Source organism: Thalassotalea agarivorans (genome assembly GCF_030295955.1).
Lineage (GTDB): Bacteria > Pseudomonadota > Gammaproteobacteria > Enterobacterales > Alteromonadaceae > Thalassotalea_D > Thalassotalea_D agarivorans.
The window spans coordinates 2,179,912-2,199,130 of record NZ_AP027363.1 but is presented as its reverse complement, the minus strand read 5'-3'; the positions used below and the strand labels follow the sequence as shown (position 1 = coordinate 2,199,130).

16 protein-coding genes are annotated in these 19,219 nt (G+C 41.0%); 9 read left to right on the top strand and 7 right to left on the bottom strand.

Going from position 1 to position 19,219, the window contains the following annotated elements:
• Positions 1 to 252 precede the first annotated feature (252 nt).
• From QUD85_RS10035 to QUD85_RS10025, 3 genes are all read left to right on the top strand, one after another.
• A complete protein-coding gene (locus tag QUD85_RS10035; RefSeq protein ID WP_093328247.1) occupies positions 253 to 1,854 on the top strand; it encodes a sugar porter family MFS transporter in 1,602 nt (533 codons plus the stop codon).
• Complete coding sequence (locus QUD85_RS10030) at positions 1,854 to 2,810, top strand: Gfo/Idh/MocA family protein (RefSeq protein ID WP_093328249.1); 957 nt, start codon at positions 1,854 to 1,856, stop codon at positions 2,808 to 2,810. Before QUD85_RS10035 ends, QUD85_RS10030 begins: the two co-directional genes overlap by 1 nt.
• Before the next feature lie 82 nt (positions 2,811 to 2,892).
• Positions 2,893 to 3,930 (top strand): LacI family DNA-binding transcriptional regulator, encoded by a 1,038-nt coding sequence (locus tag QUD85_RS10025; RefSeq protein ID WP_093328251.1) that lies wholly within the window; start codon positions 2,893 to 2,895, stop codon positions 3,928 to 3,930.
• A gap of 21 nt (positions 3,931 to 3,951) precedes the next feature.
• Here the strand turns inward: QUD85_RS10025 and QUD85_RS10020 are convergent, their stop codons facing one another.
• From QUD85_RS10020 to QUD85_RS10010, 3 genes are read right to left on the bottom strand one after another with little or no spacing between them, the layout of a single operon-like run.
• Complete coding sequence (locus QUD85_RS10020; protein WP_245732070.1) at positions 3,952 to 4,662, bottom strand: phytanoyl-CoA dioxygenase family protein; 711 nt, start codon at positions 4,660 to 4,662, stop codon at positions 3,952 to 3,954.
• Positions 4,655 to 6,271: a glycoside hydrolase family 43 protein gene (locus QUD85_RS10015; protein WP_245732071.1), complete on the bottom strand. Its 1,617-nt coding sequence runs from the start codon at positions 6,269 to 6,271 to the stop codon at positions 4,655 to 4,657. Before QUD85_RS10015 ends, QUD85_RS10020 begins: the two co-directional genes overlap by 8 nt.
• Before the next feature lie 5 nt (positions 6,272 to 6,276).
• Positions 6,277 to 7,434 (bottom strand): glycoside hydrolase family 26 protein, encoded by a 1,158-nt coding sequence (locus tag QUD85_RS10010; RefSeq protein WP_093328253.1) that lies wholly within the window; start codon positions 7,432 to 7,434, stop codon positions 6,277 to 6,279.
• Positions 7,435 to 7,850: 416 nt separating this feature from the next.
• Between QUD85_RS10010 and QUD85_RS10005 the strand changes: the two genes are divergently transcribed.
• On the top strand, positions 7,851 to 10,835 hold the full coding sequence (locus QUD85_RS10005; protein ID WP_093328254.1) for a TonB-dependent receptor: 2,985 nt from the start codon (positions 7,851 to 7,853) through the stop codon (positions 10,833 to 10,835).
• Between the two features lie 76 nt (positions 10,836 to 10,911).
• Here QUD85_RS10005 and dsbB read toward each other — a convergent pair whose 3' ends face one another.
• Positions 10,912 to 11,427: a disulfide bond formation protein DsbB gene (dsbB, locus tag QUD85_RS10000; protein ID WP_093328256.1), complete on the bottom strand. Its 516-nt coding sequence runs from the start codon at positions 11,425 to 11,427 to the stop codon at positions 10,912 to 10,914.
• 22 nt (positions 11,428 to 11,449) lie between these two features.
• Positions 11,450 to 13,045: a sodium/proton antiporter NhaB gene (gene nhaB / locus QUD85_RS09995; RefSeq protein WP_093328257.1), complete on the bottom strand. Its 1,596-nt coding sequence runs from the start codon at positions 13,043 to 13,045 to the stop codon at positions 11,450 to 11,452.
• Between the two features lie 223 nt (positions 13,046 to 13,268).
• Here nhaB and fadR point away from each other — a divergent pair, with 223 nt between their 5' ends.
• Positions 13,269 to 13,982, top strand: coding sequence for a fatty acid metabolism transcriptional regulator FadR (gene fadR, locus QUD85_RS09990; RefSeq protein WP_093328259.1), 714 nt, complete (start codon positions 13,269 to 13,271; stop codon positions 13,980 to 13,982).
• An 85-nt stretch (positions 13,983 to 14,067) separates the two neighbouring features.
• On the opposite strand, the gene sodB is transcribed toward fadR, so the two are convergent.
• The gene (sodB, locus tag QUD85_RS09985) at positions 14,068 to 14,649 is read right to left on the bottom strand and encodes a superoxide dismutase [Fe] (RefSeq protein ID WP_093328260.1); all 582 of its coding nucleotides are present in this window, start codon (positions 14,647 to 14,649) and stop codon (positions 14,068 to 14,070) included.
• A gap of 297 nt (positions 14,650 to 14,946) precedes the next feature.
• Between sodB and QUD85_RS09980 the strand changes: the two genes are divergently transcribed.
• The 3 genes from QUD85_RS09980 (at position 14,947) to QUD85_RS09970 (ending at position 16,477) form a co-directional block, all read left to right on the top strand.
• Entirely contained in the window at positions 14,947 to 15,285 is a 339-nt protein-coding gene (locus QUD85_RS09980; protein WP_093328262.1) for a Grx4 family monothiol glutaredoxin, read from the top strand.
• Positions 15,286 to 15,369: 84 nt separating this feature from the next.
• Entirely contained in the window at positions 15,370 to 15,975 is a 606-nt protein-coding gene (locus QUD85_RS09975; protein WP_093328263.1) for a peroxiredoxin, read from the top strand.
• A 136-nt stretch (positions 15,976 to 16,111) separates the two neighbouring features.
• Positions 16,112 to 16,477: a hypothetical protein gene (locus tag QUD85_RS09970; protein ID WP_093328265.1), complete on the top strand. Its 366-nt coding sequence runs from the start codon at positions 16,112 to 16,114 to the stop codon at positions 16,475 to 16,477.
• Between the two features lie 5 nt (positions 16,478 to 16,482).
• Here QUD85_RS09970 and rnt read toward each other — a convergent pair whose 3' ends face one another.
• Entirely contained in the window at positions 16,483 to 17,160 is a 678-nt protein-coding gene (gene rnt, locus QUD85_RS09965) for a ribonuclease T (protein ID WP_093328266.1), read from the bottom strand.
• Positions 17,161 to 17,381: 221 nt separating this feature from the next.
• On the opposite strand from rnt, the gene QUD85_RS09960 reads away from it, so the two are divergent.
• Positions 17,382 to 19,217: a M1 family metallopeptidase gene (locus QUD85_RS09960; protein ID WP_093328268.1), complete on the top strand. Its 1,836-nt coding sequence runs from the start codon at positions 17,382 to 17,384 to the stop codon at positions 19,215 to 19,217.
• Positions 19,218 to 19,219 lie beyond the last annotated feature (2 nt).

Sequence of the window (19,219 nt, the reverse complement as noted above, 5' to 3'; positions counted from 1 at the left end):
ATTATCAGTTGAGCATCAGCTTTACAAGAGTCAATTTACTTATTTTTATTAAAATATAGATATAAATTTATAGCGCTTGCACGATTTTACCTAGATTGAGTCTAAGTGTTGGTCATACCGAGGGTTTAGACGATAACGCTAGTTTTGCCACTAACTGATAGTGAATAATTGTTAGCGCTAACATTTTTGTTGATTTGTCGCGTTGAATCTGTTGTTATAGTGATATAAATACAATGAAAAAATCTAAATATAATGAACAGTAATTATTCTTCAAGCATTTTTATCGCCGTAGTCGTTGCCCTTGGAGGCTTTGTTTTTGGTTTTGATGCTTCCGTCATCTCTGGCGTTGTTAGCTTTGTTACTCAAGAGTTTAATCTTAATGAGTTCCAACAAGGCTTTGTTGTTAGCTCACCAACGCTCGGCGCGGTATTGGGCTCATTTTTCGCTGGTCCCTGTGCTGATGCCTTTGGACGTAAAAAGGTATTGATAACTATTGCTACGCTTTATGTTGTGTCAGCTTTCTTTTCTGCGTTTGCACCTAATGTTGAAACATTAATTGCAGCGCGCTTTATCGGCGGAATCGCATTTGCATCTTTAGTTTTAGCGCCAATGTATATTGCGGAAATTTCTCCGGCAAAACTGCGCGGTAAAATGATTTCAATTAATCAACTTAATATTGTTGTAGGTTTCTCGGCAGCGTATTTTGCTAACTATTATCTTCTCCAGCTTAGTGGTGGCGTTGATGGTTTGGCTCAATCGCTTGGAATTACCGAAAATGTTTGGCGCTGGATGTTAGGTATAGAGTTAATTCCAGCTGTTATATATCTCGGCTTTCTATTCATGATTCCTGAAAGTCCTCGTTGGTTAGCCGTAAACAATCAAGATGAGCGAGCAAAAGCTGTTATTGAACGCGTGTTTCCAGATCAAAATCCAGAGCAAGTGCTGCGTGAAGTGAAGCAAACACACGATGAAGTGCTACCGTCGCTGTGGTCTCGCTTGAAAGAACTATTGTCTGGCAAGATGCGTTACATTTTAGTTGTTGGATTAGTTGTAGGCATTAGCCAACAAATCACAGGTGTGAACGCAGTGTATTTTTACGCACCAAGTATATTTGAACAAAGTGGTGTAGGGCAGGATGCTGCATTTTCACAAGCGATATGGGTAGGTATTATCAATGTAGTATTTACAATTGTAGCCATGTTACTTATCGATAAAGTGGGCCGTAAGCCGCTCATGGTTGTTGGTCTGGCAGGCGTTTTTGTTAGTATGAGTATCGCCGCGTATGGCTTTTCAAAGGCGACTTTTACATTAACGCCTACAAGCGTTGCATCAATAGAAAGTCAAGAATTGCAGCAGCAAATCCAACCTATCATTGGTACGACTTATTATTCCGATTTGGATTTCAAAGAAGCGTTAATAACACAACTTGGTGAGCAAGAAGCTAGAAACAATCAAGCGACGTTAATTCAAGCCGCAGCGAATATGAATTCAACCTTAATATTGATTGGTATCTTAGGCTTTGTAGCATCTTTCGCGGTTTCACTGGGTCCAGTAATGTGGGTGCTATTAGCTGAAATATTCCCCAATCATTTAAGGGGGATTGGTATTGCTTTTTGTGGCTTAATCAATAGCGCCGTTAGTTTTACCGTACAATTTGTTTTCCCATGGGAGTTAGCCAATATAGGCACAGCAGCAACATTTATGATCTATGGCTGCTTTGCTGTCCTTGGCTTGATTTTGGTTATGCGATTACTTCCTGAGACAAAAGGAAAGTCACTGGAAGAAATTGAGTCGGTATTTGAAGCAAAACGCCAAAGCCGAAAAGGTAATCAAGCTATGCAGGAGACTGTATAGTGAACACGTTGCGCTGGGGAATAGTAAGTGCAGGGCGTATTGCACATCAATTTTGTCATGATATGCAATTTGTTGAACATGGCAGCTTGCAAGCAATTGCAGCGAGATCGTTAGACGATGCGAAAACATTTGCTAAGCAATATAACATCCCAAATGTATATCAAGGCTATGAAGCCTTGTACGCAGACCCTGAAGTTGATGTGATTTACGTCGCCACACCTCATACTTTTCATTATCAAAATGTGGCCGATGCTATCAACGCGGGTAAACATGTTCTGTGTGAAAAACCGATTACGGTTTCTAGCGAGCAAGCTATCGCACTGTATGCACTAGCAAAAGAAAAGGGCGTGTTTTTAATGGAGGCAATGTGGACCTATTACTTGCCGGCGATATTGAAAGCAAAAACGTGGGTAGAGCAAGGTCGAATAGGCAATATTAAACATATTAAAGCTGATTTCGGTTATCCAATTCCTTATCAAGAGGATCGTCGAGAGTGGGATATTAACTTAGCTGGTGGTAGCCTTCTTGATATGGGGATTTATCCTATCGCTATCGCGGATTATTTTTTGAATAAGGATATTAAATCTATTTATGTTGAAGCTACCCTTGCGCCAAATGGAGCCGACGCCGATAGCTTGTTCATATGTAATTATGGCGAAGCTAAAGCAACATTAGCATCTTCTTTTAGCTGCAAACTACAAAATTGGGCTTACATCATAGGTGACGAAGGGTACATTGCGATACCAGATTTTTGGCGAGCGAATGAATGTACATTGTATGTACTTGATGAGAAAGTCGATTATTACAACGACCAAAGGGAGAGTTTGGGTTTTTGTTATGAAGCTGAAGCGGTTGCTCAGTATATCGCGCAAGGAAAACTTACATCAGACAAAGTAACCCCCGAACAATCCATTAAATTTCAACAAACTATGGAGCGTGTTAAAGCTAAATATTAAAGTTGCATTATTGTGAAAAAGTACAAAATACTTTAATCTTTGCGTTTTGCGTTACTAATAATAACGAAGCACAAATCAACGAATGAGCGAAGTGAAAAGAGCAAGAATACAGGATGTGGCAGAATTAGCTGGAGTGTCTAATATGACAGTCTCCCGCGTACTTAACAATGAAGCCAAAGTAAGTGAAGATAAACGCAAAAAAGTGTTGGATGCTGTTAAGGCGTTAAACTATCGTCCTAACGTGTCAGCGCGACGCTTAGCGAGCAGCAAATCTTTTTTTATCGGTTTGGTGTACACCGATTTACCAGCGAGCTATGTCAGTAGTTTTTTATTGGGCGCGTTAAAAACGTGCCGCTCAAAAGGTTATCATCTGATTGTTGATGAATATCTACCAGATAATAAAACCGCTTCTCTTAGTTCTATTAACGAACTTATTGATGTAACGCGCGTTGATGGCATTATTTTATTACCTCCTATTAGCGATAATGAAGATGTATTAGCCTTGCTTCAAAAGGCTAATATTCCTTATGTTCGCGTTGCACCAGATGCACGTTTAGATATTGCGCCTTATGTCTGTATTGATGATTATAATGCCGCTTATAAGGCAACCGAACAGCTAATCAAACAAGGGCATTCTAAAATTGCCCATATCATTGGCTCTGATGCCCAAGGCGCTTCACGATTACGTTACCAAGGGTTTTTAGATGCACTGCGTTCAAATCAGATTTCTGTGCCGCCTAGTTACATAGTTCAGGGGCAATTTACCTATCAATCCGGTGTGGAAGCAGGTGAACAACTCATGTCGTTGGATGATAAGCCAACCGCTATTTTTGCGGCTAACGATGAAATGGCCGCTGGTGTGTTAACTGCTGCCCATAAAAAACGTATCAACATTCCAGATGAAATTTCAGTCGTAGGTTTTGATGATACGACCTTAGCAACAACGGTATCGCCTCATCTTACAACGGTTAGGCAACCTATAGATGCTATGGCAGTATTAGCCGTTGAATTGCTTGCATCAGGTAAGTTCAGCGATGGTAAACCTGAATCACCAGGAGAATATAGACACGTGCTTGATTTTGAGTTTATTCAGCGAGAGTCAAGCCAAGTAATAAAATAAAAAAGCCCGTTAGGGCTTTTTTTATGTGCGCTCTTCAACGACTGAGGATGTTGAAAACTGATACAGCATATTGCGGTACACGCCAATATCAGTAATATCTTCAGGCGTTCCTTCTGGTGCTACTCGAAAGTTTGTCGACACGCGATACTGTCCTGTGACCTCAGTGACCTTGTGATAGCAGTGACCATGTAATAACACTAAATCACCTTTTTTCGGTGTAAGTGTGACTGCTTTGCTCTCGTCAAACGCCTCGCTTGGTGAGGGTAGTAAACCTTGCTTATGAGAACCAGGCATAACCATGGTTTGACCGCCGGTTAATTCGGCGTCGATGTCCATGGTATAGATCAAGCGATTCATGTTGAATTTTTTAGGGTCGGTAGGAGGGCAGTCTTGATGCCAAGCCTGACCTTTGGTGCCTTTCTTTGAAAACATCACCATGGCATATTGTTCATACCATTCGTTGTCTAAAATTGTGTTGGTTAATGCATTCAGTTGATCATTTTTACCAATAACATCAAACGAGGTTACCCCTTCTCTTTGTGGAAACCAAGGGACCACTTCGACAGCTGACTTTTCGATAAACTCGTCGGTATGTTCAAACGCCGGCTTCATGCCAAAATGTTCGATGATTTGCTGATTTAGGTCATCCATAACCTCGCTATCAAAAAAGTTTTTTACAACGATGTAACCATCTTTCCAAAATTGTTGTGCAAGCGCATCGATATCAATCATGCGATTCTCCAAATTCTTTATAATCAAAATACGTAAAATCAGCATGAAGTGCTTGCCCTGATAGATCTTGGCAACACATTCCTACAAACGCGCCGGTAAAACACGGGTGAAAACGAATGTCGCTATGTTCAACATAGTCATCTGACAGAATTGAACCGTCTAATACTGGCCCAATTTTTTGCCACTCTCCCTGTTTAAGTGCGTAATAAAACTGCAGATTTGCGCCATTAAAGTCTGCTTTAAGGTACACTTTTGAAGCCCCGGTAATATCAATGCGACCGGCAGGTTCGGTTGTATCAAAATAATCGTTAGAGACAATAGTCAGATAGGTACGTTTGTCTTTCGCTCCAAAGCTATCTCCTGTGATATGCAAATAGTGAAAATGCAAGGTATTGTAGTAACAAACCAATCCTGCCATTTGTTGATAGTTTGTCGGTGAAAAATCAACACATGTTTCTGTTACCGTATGATGTGCTTGCACACGTCTTGCGACGAGGCTTTGTTCATGACAACTACTTAGCGATTCACGGCCTATTAAACGGAGCGTTTCTCTCGACTTATCTAATTGCAACCAAGAGTCTTCCATTGGTACACGGAGTGATTGAAAATCTTTAGGTAAAGGCTTTGAAAAATCGACAGTAGATTGCGGCGCCTCAAAAGGGTGTTGTGGCAGATTAGGTGCAGGAACTTGCAACCTAGCTGCTTTGCTGCCATGGACTGTATACGGCCAGCCATCTCGCCATTGGACTTGTTCTATGCCCGTTTCTCTGCCGGTAATGCATCGGCCCAATGTCGTGAGTGGACGACCCGTAAGGAAGACTGTATACCATTGACCATCAGGTCCTTCAAAGATATCTCCGTGCCCAGTTTTTTGTAATGCATTGTCTGGTACACCTTTGGCGGTTAGGAAAGGGTTGTCAGGATGCACTTCATATGGGCCAAACAACGATTTCGAGCGAGCAACGGTCATACAATGCTCATAACTTGTGCCGCCTTCTGCTGTTATCAGGTAGTAGTATCCATCTTTCTTTAAAATGTGAGGCGCTTCAGTGCGTCCGCATTCTGTACCCTCAAAAATATAGTGAATATCACCAACGAGTTCTTGTTGTGCCTTACAGTATTCTTGAACAACAACACCACCAAAAAACAAGTTGTTCCTATGGTCCATAACCATATTGAGCAAATAAGACTTACCATCATCATCGTGATACAGCGACGGGTCAAAACCACTTGCATTTAGAAATACCGGCTCAGACCATTCACCAAAAATATCGTCGGTAGTAACTAGGTAATTTGGCGTATCTTTCCATTGACCATTAAAGCTTTTTACATTGCTATAAATCAGATAAAACGTACCTTGGTGATAGTTAAGTTGTGGTGCCCATACACCACAAGAATCGGGTACACCTTTCATATCTAATTGTGAGGTTCTATTGAGTGCTTGCCCAATAAGTTGCCAATGGACTAAATCTTTTGAATGATGAATTTGTACTCCTGGAAACCATTCAAATGTTGATGTAGCGATAAAGTAATCGTCACCGACTTTGACAATGTTTGGATCTGGGTTAAATCCCTTCAATATCGGGTTTTGAATCATTTGTTGTGGCATCTTTATTACTCGTATTGACTCGTTTGAATCCAAGTGGATTCATCATTTATTTGTTCTAGCCATTTAGACTTAATGTATTCATTGGCTTGCACTCTACTGTCACCCCAATTGCCGTTGTTACAACCTTGCTGTCCAGCCGCTATATTGGGTTCACAAATCCACATACCTTGTGCTTCCCATTGCGTATTAATATAGGCTACTGCCCTAATTACATCTTTGTTCTGCTCAATAAAGTCAAAGAAAGGCTGGTACCACTGCAACCAAATTTGTTCTGCAGAGACAGGTGACGGCTTGTTTTCTTGAATAACGCTTTGGGTTAGCGCTTCTGTCCTATACCCTTGGGGCGCGGCCTCTGAAATCATTAGAGGTTTATTATGGGCGCGAGCAAAGGCTAACATTTTTTGTTGACCAAAATCAGGAGTAGAGGGCGGTACGTAGTTCCAATTCGAAAGATCGCGATAAAACACAGACATACTTACCCAGTCTACAACGTCGTCGCCAGGGTACCATTTTTCAAAATGGTCCTTTTCTCGTACATCATAGTCTTTGTTGCCATAGCCATCAGGCCAAGTTGCTGACTGCCAAACAGTGGCAATGTTGGTAGCTCCATTGTTATCAATGGCTTGTTTGATATGGCGAAACGCAGCTTTATAACTGTCTGGCTGGTAACAGTTCCATGGACCGTCAAATTCATAACCTATGCGCAGGAATACTTTTCTTGGCGCCCAAGATTTAAGGGTTGTAACCAACTGAGCTAGAGATGCGTCATAGTTACCCTGTGCCACATTCTCGGTGTGATTTGCCTGGCCATTGCACGTATCTAACGCTAGGCCAATAGCAATTGCTGCTTGTGGCGATGCGGCAAGCGTTTTAGGAAAACTGACTTCACCTGAGTTCCAAGATGCGCTTTCATGAATCCCTTTTAATGTTTGATTGGGATCGCTATGTTTTAACTGGCTATACAATGTGACCGCTTCAATGTTGTCTTCTGGAACAGCTGCAATGTAGTCACGAATAGTGTCTGAATCTTGTCCAATAAATAATAATTGTTTGTTTTGTGGAGGTACAAATCTGGTGCTAATAAATGACGTGCTATCTTCGCCTACGAGAGTCGCTTCATCAGAATTAACCCTTTCTTGACTTGAGTTGCATGCCGTTAACATGCATGTAACGAATGAAGCCGTTATTAAAGCGTTTCTATACGGCATATTGTAGTCCCCCAAACAATTTTTCTATATGTATGTTATTCATACTAGCTATATTAGTAAATTACCATTTCGTGATAACGTTAACATAAAAAGATTCGTAATGCCTAGAATACAATTGAATATTCTTGTTATTTTAGTCTGCATGAGCTTAAGTTGTTGCTTTTATTGGTCTGTGACGATGTATTTATATATAAAAATGCATTTTAATTAATAAATTAAGAGTGGTTGGGTCATTGGGAAATTGGATTTATTTACGTCACTTGTTGGCAAAATGATTTTTTCGTGTTAGCGTTAACACTGAATTGATTCTGTTATTTGATTTGAGCAGTTCAATTAACAATAAAAAAAGCAAAAAATCCTGAGGGGGATATATGACAAGCAACAAGTTCATGCGACCTAAATTATTGTCGCTGACTATCTCTTCGATATTGGCAGGTACATCGGTTAACGCCTTTGCTGCCGAAGAAGCTGAACAAACCGCTGACAATACCGAGGTAATTGAAGTTACTGGTATACGATCTTCTGTAATTAAAGCCACAGATATCAAACGCGAAGCAAGTGGCGTAGTAGACGCTATTAATGCTGAAGATATAGGTAAATTTCCAGATACAAACCTAGCTGAGTCCTTGCAGCGAATTACAGGGGTAAGCATTGACAGAAAAAACAACGAAGGTAATCAAATTACAGTACGTGGTTTTGGTCCAAGTTTTAACTTAGTAACGCTAAATGGACGTTCAATGCCTTTTGCCGACTCACCTAAACAAGAAGGTGCAGGTGGTACACAAAATCGTAGCTTCAACTTTGAACAAATTGCCTCAGAGTCTGTAAGTGGTGTGCAAATTTACAAAACAGCAAAAGCCGAAGTTGCTTCGGGTGGAATTGGCGCAACTGTCAACATAGAAACAGCAAAGCCTTTCAACTTTGATGGTTTCAAAGCTGCCTATACGATAAAGGGAATCGCAGATACATCTGTTGAAAAGGGTGATTCTATTACACCTGAAATTTCAGGCATGATAAGTAACAACTTTATGGATGGAACTTTGGGTGTTTTAGCAGCGTATTCATATTCAAAACGTGATAGCGCGCAACAAATAATTGCTACTGACGGCTGGTTGCGTCAAACCGGCGGTAATTGTGAGCTAGGGTACAATACACCTTTTAGTCCGAGTTGTGGTGGTGCAGGGGGTAGTGTTGATGTTAGTGGTATTGATCCATTAAGAAATCCAGACGGTAATATTTGGCTACCCCAAAATTATAATATGGATATATCTAACCATGAACGTGAACGCACAAACGCTCAACTTGTCGTACAATTTGCGCCAATGGAAAACATAGAATTTACCTTAGATTATTTCGCATCTGACTATTCAACAACCGTTGAACGTTTTCAAACGGCGCACTGGATCGGGAACTGGGTAACAGCAGCGGCGGATGAAAATGGTACTTTGGCATCGATTACCAATGGTGGTGGTGGTACTGACTTTATTGGATACTACGATGAAATTGAGACGAAAAATGATTCTATCGGATTAAATTTTGCGTGGCAGATTTCTGAAACATTAGCAATGACACTTGACGCACATACTTCTTCATCGCACGCGCAACCAGATGGTAATATCTCTGAGAATTCTATTTTACTTACAAATGCAAATTTTGCATGTTATGCATATGAGGTCTGTTATGCCGGTCAGTTCACATTAGACTATGCAATGGGTAGTGACCTACCTATTTTAAATGATCCGGATCGTTGGTCAGATGTTAATTTTAACGGCAATATTCATTATCTGTATGATTATGCCGATTCAGGCCTTGGACCGTACGACGCTTCTTGGGTTGCAGGTAATTTATCTATTGGTCGCGGGAACGAAGTTGAAAACACTATTAGCCAAGTGAAAGTAGATTTTGATTGGATAAATGATAGTGATAGCGTATTTAAAGGTCTTAAATACGGTGTCGGCTATATCGACTTTCAGTATGACACGACATGGCGTATGCATTTGACCGGTATACAAGCTTTTGTGCCAGCAGCGGAAGATCTTATGTTGGTAGATCGCGGTGACGTAGGCAGTGAGTTTGGTGGTGACGCTAACTTATTCCCTTACTTTTATCAATTTGATGTTAAAAAACTGATTGACCAATCGCTTGAAGTAGCGGGAGGCCCTTCATATAACCCAGAAGTTTATAATGAGGTAAATGAAACTACTCTTTCGGCATATGTGTCTGCTGACTTTGAAATGGATATAGGCGAAATGCCTCTTGAGATTGTCGCAGGCCTTCGTTACGAGCAGACCGATGTGACGGGCGCTACAAGGCAGGTAACACCTTATGCTTTACGTTATGAGAGCTTAACTGAATTACGTCCACAATTTGACGATATCCCTGTTTATGGTAACGCAGAGCTAGAAGGGGATTACGCATACATCCTGCCTAATATAGACGCTTCTTTAGAGTTAACTGACGATATCATCACGCGTATCAGTGTGGGGCGTAGCCTAACGAGAAATGACTTAACCGCTCTACGACCTGCGGTAAGCCTTGCAAACTCGCGTCCAGCGGGCCCTTATCTAGCTTACCAAGGAAATTCAGCATTAAAGCCATACCTTTCAACCAACTTAGATTTGTCATTTGAATGGTATTATGACGAGGGTAGCTATGCTTCAATTGGTTATTTTCAGAAGTGGGTAGATAACTATATTTCGAACGATACAACTTCTGGCAAACTTTACAATGCCGATGGTGTTGCATATACAGACCCTAGCCAAGGAACACTAACGCCAGATAGTAATCCGGGTACAGGCTGTCCAGAAAGTGGTTCTGACATTCCAGCATGTGATGGTACTGTCGTACCAAATGCGCCTGATGTAAATTGGTTAATAACTACGCCGGTTAACAAAGAATCTGCGAGCGTAAATGGTATAGAAGTAGCCCTTCAGCATCTATTTGGCAATTCAGGGTTTGGTACACAAATTAATGCGACATTTGTTGACGGTGATGTCGAATATGACGTGACCAGTGTTGAAGAACAAACAGCTCTGATCGGTTTAAGTAACTCGGCTAACGTAGTGGCGTTTTACGAAGCCAATGGTTTACAAGCACGTATTGCTTACAATTGGCGTGATGAATTTTTAGCCGCAACCGACCAACTACGAGCGCCTGATGAGCCTGTGTTTACAGAAGCTTATGGGCAGCTCGATGCAAATGTGAGCTATGAAATAATGCCACAGTTAACGGTTTTCGTAGAAGGCTTAAACTTAACTGAATCAACGTTGCGATTGCATGGTCGCTTGTCAAACCAACTAATTAGCGCTCAACAATTTGGAGCGCGCTACAACATTGGTATTAGAGGTACATTCTAATAAGCCTAAACTAAAAAAGGGACCTAAATGGTCCCTTTTTTGTCTTGTGAATTTGTTTTAGATTTTGATTTTATTACTAAAGTGTTTTGTCTTTGATTAGTTTGGCCAAAATAGGAATAAAAAGCGCTAACACGAAACATGAAAAGAAGACCAACATCCATTGTGGCATAGACAAACTTAAAAATTGCCAGCTAATTTCACCACAGTCACCGGTCGCTTCAAATAGAGCTGGAAACCATTCATGTAGAGGCGCCCATTTAGGGAAATTAGGGATGTATTCACAGGTATATAAAAAACCGTCCGGGCCCTGCATCAAGATATGTTCTTGCGCAATTATTAGACCCCAAATAGCGCTAATACCCCACACTATGTAGGCTACGATTCGTCCAATGACATGACGATAACTAAACGCACCAATTAAGCCCGCAAACAACAAACCAAACACTGCAACACGTTGATAAACACACATGATACATGGCGCTAAATCCATTGCATATTGAAAATAAAGTGCCGTAAGCTCAAGTAAAAGTGCACTTGCCGCTAGTGTCCACCAAGCATATTTATTGGTTACTAGGTCACTTAAAAATCGCATGTGGTTTATCCTTCAGTTTTTGTTAGTGTTTTGCTGGTGTTGTGTTTATTTCGACGGCTTTGTCTTCATATTTAGTAATAACGCCTTGGTCATAGAACTTTTGCGTTTGGCTTTCTAAGAATCCAGATGATATTGCAAGCAGTCCAACAATGGTCAGTACAATGGTATAAGGCAACGCCATAATCACCATACGGCCATATGACAATCTAATCAAGGGAGCCAATGCTGACGTTAATAGGAATAGAAATGCCGCTTGTCCATTTGGCGTAGCAACACTAGGTAAATTAGTACCTGTGTTAATAGCAACAGCAAGCATATCAAATTGCTCTCTTGTGATCTGACCGTTAATTAACGCATCTTTTACTTCGGTAATATAAACCGTTCCGACAAAAACATTGTCACTCACCATAGATAGGAAGCCGTTAGCAAGGTAAAACAGTACAAGCTGCATATTGCCTTCGTAGGTGAGTACCCAATTGATCACTGGAGTAAACAACTCTTGATCAATGATAACGGCGACGACGGCAAAAAATACCGACAATAGGGCGGTAAAAGGCAATGCCTCTTCAAAAGCATGCCCTATTTGATGTTCATCTGTTACGCCAGTAAATGTGGTAGCTAGGATAATAACAGAAAGGCCGATAAGACCAACGGCCGCCAGGTGAAAGGCAAGGCCTAATATTAACCAGATAGCAATGGCACCTTGCATATAAAGCTTTACTTTTTCGCGAGTATTGCGTTTATCGCTTTGCTCACGCTCATACTCAATTAAGATATTGCGCACGTTTTCTGGTAATTGCACACCATAGCCAAACCACTTTACCTTCTCCAATAGATAGCAGGTAAATAAACCAGCAATAACAACCGGAATAGTGACAGGCGACATGCGAATAGCAAATTCAGCAAACTCCCAAGAGGCTTGTGCGCCAATAATAAGATTTTGCGGTTCACCAACAATGGTACATACGCCGCCTAAAGCGGTACCTACACCGGCGTGCATTAATAGGTTTCTTAAATAGGCACGAAACTGCTGAAGTTCCTCTCGAGAAAATTCAGCGACTGATTCATCGTTTGTGTGGTCGTGATCATGATGAACTTCTTTACCTGAAGCGACTTTATGGTATACCGAATAGAAACCAACGCACACAGAGATAATAACGGCTATCACTGTTAGCGCATCTAAGAATGCTGATAAGAAGGCGCTAGCAAAACAAAACATCAGTGAAACAGCGACTTTAGAGCGAATCTTGGTGATAATCTTAGTGAATAAAAACAGTAGCAAGTTCTTCATAAAGTAAATGCCTGCAACCATAAATATCAGTAGCAGCAGTACTTCAATGTTCACCTGTATTTCGTGCATTACCTGCGCAGGTGATGTCATCCCTATGGCAACAGCTTCAATGGCAAGTAGACCACCTGGCTGAAGCGGATAACATTTTAATGCCATAGCAAGCGTAAAAATGAACTGCAGCACAAGCGCCCAACCGGCGATATAAGGGCTTACATAAAAGAAGAGAATTGGGTTGATTACTAAAAAAGATAAAATAGCCGTTTTATACCATTTAGGTGATTGCCCTAAAAAGTTCTTATAAAAGGCACTCAAGACCGATTCTTGCATTGATTTTATATCCTTTAAACCAGCAACGTCTGCTTAGGATGTCGAAGGTAAAACTGGGAGGTGAAAAATTTGGCGGCTAATATATCACAACAAAACTATGAAAGCGCAGGGAATTTAGGGTTATTCTAAAAAGCATAAATAGACAGCGCTTGTACATAACATTTCTTCTGGTACAATCAGTTGAACAAATAATGATAATAACGCTAGGGAACACTCAGTAGTCATGGTTATTAAAGCACATTCTCCAGCGGGATTCGCTGAACAATACATTGTAGAATCTATCTGGAATGGTGGCTTTCCTCCTGGTTCAATATTGCCAGCAGAAAGAGAACTTTCAGAGTTAATTGGGGTAACGCGTACAACGTTACGCGAGGTTCTGCAACGCCTTGCCAGAGATGGCTGGCTTACGATTAAGCACGGTAAACCAACTAAAGTTAATAACTTTTGGGAAACGTCAGGGCTTAATATCTTAGAAACATTAGCGAAGCTGGATCAAGACGGCATTCCGGATCTGGTCGACAACCTAATGTCTGCACGTACCAATATCAGTGCCATCTATATTAGAGGTGCAATTCGAAACAATCCTGAACGTACCATTGAATTACTTAGCGGTTATAAAGATGTTGAAGATAACGGCGATGCATACGCAGAATTTGATTACACCTTGAATAAAGAATTAGCGGTGGCTTCAGGTAACCCGATCTATCTATTGGTGTTAAATGGTTTCAAGGGTTTGTATTCTCGTATCGGTGGCATGTACTTCTCTCATCCGAAAGGCCGAGAAATCTCGCGTGGTTATTACGAGAACTTGATTGAGTTAGCACAAGCCGGTAAATACGACGAAGCAGTGTTAGCTGTACGTATGTTTGGTTTAGAGTCGGGTAAACTTTGGGCTGAATTAAAAGATGACGTGCTGAAAGAGCTTTCAGACGACTAAACACAGTGTGGCGCTCATCAGCGTATAAAAAGACATAAAAAAGCGGGCTTAGCCCGCTTTTTTATTGAGTCATTATCAACTGTAATTACGCGAAGTTTTGTGCCGCGAAATCCCAGTTAGCTAGTGCCCAAAAACCTTCCATGTAGCTTGGACGAAGGTTACGGTAATCGATGTAGTATGCATGTTCCCATAAATCTACAGTCAATAATGGTGTAACACCTTCATCAGTCAATGGAGTTGCCGCATTAGAAGTGTTTACGATATCTAAAGAACCGTCTGCTTTTTTCACTAACCAAGTCCAGCTAGAACCAAAGTTATTGATCGCCATGTCAGTGAATTTTGCTTTGAATTCAGCGAAAGAACCGAAGCTTGCATTGATTGCGTCAGCAAGTGCGCCAGATGGTTCACCGCCGCCGTTAGGGCTTAGGCTGTTCCAGTAAAACGTGTGGTTCCAAATCTGAGCAGCGTTGTTGAAAACACCTGCTGATGATGTTTTAACGATGTCTTCTAAAGACTTACCTTCGAATTCAGTACCTTCGATTAAGCCGTTTAACTTAACTACGTAAGTATTGTGATGTTTACCGTAGTGATACTCTAACGTTTCCGCTGAAATGTGCGGCTCTAGTGCGTCTTGAGCATAAGGTAATGCTGGTAATTCGATCGCCATGATATTCTCCAAAATGGGGTTATAAGTTTTTATTTTAAATTAAAGCAAAAGAAGTGTTTGCTTTTATAAAAAACCAAGTAAAATACTCGGGTATTAAATCCTTTGCATAGTTTACTTAAATTTATAGGTATTGCTAGGGCATTTATCAATGTATTGATGATGTTATAGCAATTTTTTTGTTTTAAATTATGCAAAATAAACTAATTCGCAATTATTTGCGTAAATGCTTTGCCCACTGGTTGAATTTTGGGAAGTGGTCCCCATTGAACTAGTATCTGCTAAATTTAAGAGGTTACCATGGATACTATTGAACGTATCAAACAGCAAATTGCTGAAAACAGTATTTTACTCTACATGAAAGGCTCACCTAAATTGCCTAGCTGTGGATTCTCTTCTCAAGCGTCTCAAGCGTTAATGGCGTGTGGCGAAAAATTTGCGTACGTAGATATTTTACAAAACCCAGATATTCGTGCTGAATTACCAAAGTATGCTGATTGGCCTACTTTCCCTCAATTGTGGGTTGAAGGTGAATTAGTCGGCGGCTGTGACATTATCATGGAAATGTATCAGCAAGGCGAATTGCAACCATTAATTAAAGAAGCTGCTGAGCGCGCTGCTACTCAAGAAGCAGAGTAATTCGCTTAGTAGTAACCTGACTACATATTTTGATTTTTTGACTGTGTAACAACTACACAACAATAATAAACAATGGAGAAAAACATGAGTGTATTAGTAGGTCGTCCTGCACCTGATTTTACTGCAGCAGCGGTACTTGGAAACGGCGAAATCGTAGACAACTTCAACTTAGCTGAAGCAATTAAAGGTAAAAAAGCGGTTATCTTTTTCTACCCGTTAGATTTCACCTTTGTTTGCCCTTCAGAGTTGATCGCATTTGATCACCGTTTTGAAGAATTTGCAAGCCGTGGCGTAGAAGTAATTGGTGTATCAATCGACTCTCAGTTCTCTCACAATGCATGGCGTAACACACCAGTAAACGAAGGTGGTATTGGTCCAGTTAAATACACACTTGTTGCTGATGTTAAACACGAAATCTGTCAAGCATACGACGTAGAGCATCCAGAAGCTGGTGTTGCTTTCCGAGGTTCATTCTTAATCGATGAAGACGGCCAAGTACGTCATCAAGTAGTAAACGACTTACCTTTAGGTCGTAACGTTGATGAAATGTTACGTATGGTTGACGCGTTAGCATTCCACCAAGAGCACGGTGAAGTATGTCCTGCTGGTTGGAACAAGGGTGACAAAGGTATGGACGCTTCTCCAGAAGGCGTTGCTTCATACTTAGCTGAAAACTCTGAGCAATTATAATTTATTGCGATGAAAAGGGCCGCCGATGAGCGGCCTTTTTTTTGTCTAAATGTTAGTGCAACATCCCGCTTCATTGATCTTTTGTGAAATTGCGCTAAACCTATTAGTAGGCAATAGTGCGACAAGGAGGGCGCGCATGGACAATCAATCAGCACTTAAGTGGCTATCATACTTACTGGTAGGCATCTCTTGCTACCTTACGTTTAGCTTTCAACATCTACTTTGGTATGTGCTAGCAGGGATCTGCTTTTTGTTAGCGGCGACCATTCAAATCGCATTGTCGAAAGACATTCGCAACGACAGTCCCTTGTTAAGAAAACATGTTGTACCGCAGCGCATATATGAATATATGCCTTATCTCTACATAGCTTTTGGCGTTGGACTCATCAAAGAAAGTATTCTTTACTACTGGCAATTTTGTGGCTTAGTACTGCTGGTTATTGGGATTCGTCATATCGCTTGTCGTCACGTGAACCGTAGCAAATTACCGTCAAAATTTTAGAGCGCTTAGTCGTTCTCTGTTGTTTCAGGTGGTACGGGTAACGGCCAACCGCCAAGAGATTGCCATTTGTTGACGATCAAACAAAATAACTCTGCTGTTTTTTCGGTGTCATATAGTGCTGAATGTGCTTCGCTGTTATCAAAAGCAAGGCCTGCACTTTGACACGCTTTCGCTAATACGGTTTGGCCAAATGCCAATCCTGATAACGTCGCTGTATCAAAACTTGCAAATGGGTGGAAAGGGGAGCGCTTTATCAAACATCGTTGCGTTGCGGCATTCACAAACCCTAAATCAAAACTGGCATTATGAGCTACCATGATGGCTCGTTGACATCCTGCCGCTTTCATTTTTTTACGAATTGTTTTAAACATCGCCTTTAGTGCATCGCTTTCTTCAACAGCGCCGCGCAAAGGGTTTGTGGGATCTATGCCGGTAAAAGCAAGGGCGGATGCTTCTAAATTTGCGCCTTCAAAAGGTTCGACATTAAAATGAATGGTTTCATCTTTGCTAAGCTCGCCGGTAGATTCATCCATTTTTAGCATGGTGGCTGCTATTTCAAGCAAAGCGTCTGTTTGCGCATTAAATCCAGCAGTCTCTACGTCGACAACAACAGGGAAGTAGCCACGAAATCGTTCACTTAGCGCGAATGTAGCTGGTTGTTCTTGCGTTGTTGTCTTGTTCATAAATTACTGTCTTATTTTTAAAAACCGACATTATGCCAAACTAGTTTCCACGAAAAAATCGGTAGTTATCATTTTGGTGTTAAGACCCTGATACAACCAAATTAATTTCTCGAGTTCGCATTTTAAATTGTATACAATGTTGATTAGTCGGGCGATAACCTTGATGCCTATTCATACATTCATTACGCTTAAAACAAGATTATATTAAAAGAGTCACTTTCATGAAAAAGATTTTAGTGTTAATTGCTTTTATCACGTTTAATAGCTTTGCTACACAACAACCGATAGATGCGTACACCTATGCCAATTATGAGGAGGTTGTTGCAACCCACCTTCATTTAGATTTGTCTGTAGACTTCGAGCAAAAGTCACTGGATGGTTACGCTGAATTAAAGTTGCAATGGTTAAATGAAAACAGCAAGGATATTGTGCTCGACACAAGAGATCTTGTGATCAGTAAGGTTATGGCAAAGGATGATGGCAACGTCTGGCAGCAAGTAAAATATAAATTAGCGGCTCGCGATGATGTACTTGGTGCGAAATTGACAATATCGCCAGTTTTTCAGGCCAAGGGAATTCGCGTTTATTACAAATCAACGGATAAGGCGTCTGGCTTGCAATGGTTGTCACCCGAGCAAACGGCAGGCAAAAAGTTACCTTTCATGTTTAGTCAGAACCAGGCAATACATGCCCGCTCATGGATTCCCATTCAAGATACACCATTTGTGCGCATGACTTATGATGCTCGCATTAGAACGTCAGACGATGTTTTTGCGGTAATGAGTGCCAACAATGATCCAAAGAAAGAGCGCGATGGTGATTACTATTTTGAAATGCCTCAAGCTATACCGCCTTATTTGCTAGCTATAGCGGTGGGAGATATCTCATTTAAGCCAATGAGTGATGAAACCGGTATCTATGCTGAGCCTTCAATGGTCGATGCAGCGGTGGCTGAGTTTGATGATACTCAGAAAATGATAGATGAAACGGAAAAGTTGTTTGGACCTTATCGCTGGGGGAGATACGATTTACTTATCCTACCGCCTAGCTTTCCTTTCGGTGGTATGGAAAATCCACGGTTATCATTTATAACACCTACCGTTGTGGCAGGAGACAAAAGTTTAGTGAATCTTATTGCGCATGAATTGGCTCATTCTTGGTCGGGTAACTTGGTGACCAATGAAAGTTGGCGTGATTTGTGGTTAAACGAAGGATTTACCAGTTATGTTGAAAACCGCATCATGGAAGCCGTGTTTGGTAAAGAGCGAGCAATTATGGAGCAGGCACTTGATACGCAAGGGTTGAAAGCTCAAATAAAAGCGCTTCCGCCTAAAGATACCATATTGTATATCGATCTTGCTGGCAGAGACCCTGATGACGCGTTTTCAAGTATTCCGTATACAAAAGGGCAGTTATTCCTTATTTACTTAGAACAACAGTTTGGCCGTGAAAAGTTTGATGCATTTTTATTGCAGTACTTTAATGACCATGCGTTTCAGAGCATAGGTACAACAGGGTTTGTAAAATACATCAAAGAAAACTTAACGCACAAATATAAAGGTGTGGTTAGTGACAAGAAATTAAACGAATGGATCTATGGTGAAGGGTTGCCAAAAGATGCGCCAAATCCAACGTCGGATGCATTTGTAAAAGTCGACGAACAATCACAACAGTGGGTAGCGGGTAAAACTGCACAGGTTAATACCCAAAATTGGACGGTTCATGAGTGGTTGCACTTTATTAATAATTTGCCTAGAGACTTACCTAAAGAAAAAATGGTTTCACTCGATAAAGCTTATAACCTCACAAATAGCACTAATGCCGAGATTGCGCATGCATGGTATAAATTAGCATTGAGCAATGGCTATGAAGAGGTTAAGCCTGCATTGGAAAAATATTTGGTTGGGATCGGCCGCAGAAAGCTGATTGTACCTTTATATAAAATGCTCGCTGAATCTGGTAATAAAGCGTGGGCGAAACAAGTGTATGCTAAAGCGCGACCAGGGTATCACCCGTTAGCACAAGGTACGGTTGACGCAATCTTTCAAACAAAATAAAA

Excerpts from the sequence above, each read along its gene's own strand:
- QUD85_RS10015 (WP_245732071.1), bottom strand. The coding sequence starts at position 6,271 with ATGCCACAACAAATGATTCAAAACCCGATATTGAAGGGATTTAACCCA.
- QUD85_RS10005 (WP_093328254.1), top strand. The coding sequence starts at position 7,851 with ATGACAAGCAACAAGTTCATGCGACCTAAATTATTGTCGCTGACTATC.
- QUD85_RS09975 (WP_093328263.1), top strand. The coding sequence starts at position 15,370 with ATGAGTGTATTAGTAGGTCGTCCTGCACCTGATTTTACTGCAGCAGCG.
- rnt (WP_093328266.1), bottom strand. The coding sequence starts at position 17,160 with ATGAACAAGACAACAACGCAAGAACAACCAGCTACATTCGCGCTAAGT.
- QUD85_RS10020 (WP_245732070.1), bottom strand. The coding sequence starts at position 4,662 with ATGATTGATATCGATGCGCTTGCACAACAATTTTGGAAAGATGGTTAC.
- nhaB (WP_093328257.1), bottom strand. The coding sequence starts at position 13,045 with ATGCAAGAATCGGTCTTGAGTGCCTTTTATAAGAACTTTTTAGGGCAA.
- QUD85_RS10035 (WP_093328247.1), top strand. The coding sequence starts at position 253 with ATGAACAGTAATTATTCTTCAAGCATTTTTATCGCCGTAGTCGTTGCC.
- QUD85_RS10025 (WP_093328251.1), top strand. The coding sequence starts at position 2,893 with ATGAGCGAAGTGAAAAGAGCAAGAATACAGGATGTGGCAGAATTAGCT.
- QUD85_RS09970 (WP_093328265.1), top strand. The coding sequence starts at position 16,112 with ATGGACAATCAATCAGCACTTAAGTGGCTATCATACTTACTGGTAGGC.
- QUD85_RS09980 (WP_093328262.1), top strand. The coding sequence starts at position 14,947 with ATGGATACTATTGAACGTATCAAACAGCAAATTGCTGAAAACAGTATT.
- QUD85_RS10010 (WP_093328253.1), bottom strand. The coding sequence starts at position 7,434 with ATGTTAACGGCATGCAACTCAAGTCAAGAAAGGGTTAATTCTGATGAA.
- dsbB (WP_093328256.1), bottom strand. The coding sequence starts at position 11,427 with ATGCGATTTTTAAGTGACCTAGTAACCAATAAATATGCTTGGTGGACA.
- QUD85_RS09960 (WP_093328268.1), top strand. The coding sequence starts at position 17,382 with ATGAAAAAGATTTTAGTGTTAATTGCTTTTATCACGTTTAATAGCTTT.
- fadR (WP_093328259.1), top strand. The coding sequence starts at position 13,269 with ATGGTTATTAAAGCACATTCTCCAGCGGGATTCGCTGAACAATACATT.
- sodB (WP_093328260.1), bottom strand. The coding sequence starts at position 14,649 with ATGGCGATCGAATTACCAGCATTACCTTATGCTCAAGACGCACTAGAG.